At 51.8% G+C, this 529-nt stretch carries 1 rRNA gene; it reads left to right on the top strand.

Annotated elements, in window-relative coordinates:
- Nucleotides 1–529 (top strand): 16S ribosomal RNA (locus tag Q0791_RS24995); the annotation flags it as partial.

Raw genomic sequence — 529 nt, 5'->3', positions numbered from 1 at the left:
CTGTGACGTTACTCGCAGAAGAAGCACCGGCTAACTTCGTGCCAGCAGCCGCGGTAATACGAGGGGTGCAAGCGTTAATCGGAATTACTGGGCGTAAAGCGTACGCAGGCGGTTTGTTAAGCAAGATGTGAAAGCCCTGGGCTCAACCTAGGAACCGCATTTTGAACTGGCAAACTAGAGTCTTGTAGAGGGGGGTAGAATTTCAGGTGTAGCGGTGAAATGCGTAGAGATCTGAAGGAATACCGGTGGCGAAGGCGGCCCCCTGGACAAAGACTGACGCTCATGTACGAAAGCGTGGGGAGCAAACAGGATTAGATACCCTGGTAGTCCACGCCGTAAACGATGTCTACTCGGAATTTGGTGTCTTGAACACTGGGTTCTCAAGCTAACGCATTAAGTAGACCGCCTGGGGAGTACGGCCGCAAGGTTAAAACTCAAATGAATTGACGGGGGCCCGCACAAGCGGTGGAGCATGTGGTTTAATTCGATGCAACGCGAAGAACCTTACCTACTCTTGACATCCTCAGAA

Origin of the sequence: uncultured Shewanella sp. (genome assembly GCF_947495455.1) — a bacterium.
Classification (GTDB): Bacteria; Pseudomonadota; Gammaproteobacteria; order Enterobacterales; family Shewanellaceae; genus Shewanella.
Note: the sequence above shows the minus strand (reverse complement) of the source record. Positions and strands in the feature narration are given on the sequence as shown.